The sequence below is a fragment of the Vibrio sp. Isolate23 genome (assembly GCF_022398095.1).
GTDB classification, from domain to species: domain Bacteria; phylum Pseudomonadota; class Gammaproteobacteria; order Enterobacterales; family Vibrionaceae; genus Vibrio; species Vibrio coralliilyticus_A.
The window spans coordinates 1-376 of the sequence record NZ_JAKEUV010000038.1 but is presented as its reverse complement, the minus strand read 5'-3'; the positions used below and the strand labels follow the sequence as shown (position 1 = coordinate 376).

At 41.3% G+C, this 376-nt stretch carries 1 rRNA gene; it reads left to right on the top strand.

The annotated features are described in order from the left end of the window. Positions 1-105, top strand: a 16S ribosomal RNA gene (locus L1D31_RS22525); the annotation flags it as partial. Positions 106-376: the final 271 nt, after the last annotated feature.

Here is a 376-nt window from a genome sequence, read left to right as displayed (position 1 = left end):
GGTAGTTTAACCTTCGGGGGGACGCTCACCACTTTGTGGTTCATGACTGGGGTGAAGTCGTAACAAGGTAGCGCTAGGGGAACCTGGCGCTGGATCACCTCCTTATACGATGATTACTCACGATGAGTGTCCACACAGATTGATGGTTTTGAAGCGYAAGCTTCGAGCTATGATTGCTCTTTAACAATTTGGAAAGCTGACGAATAACAACAATCMCCATCTCTATRAGATGCGTTGTTATTCATTTAAAAGTTCTCAAATCCTAATGATTTGTTCATTAGGTACCAACACACATTCAAGTGTTCTTGGAAACATCCTTGTGATGTTTAATATTTGAGTCCGGCAAAATCGAGTCTGCATCATGTTTAAATAATTG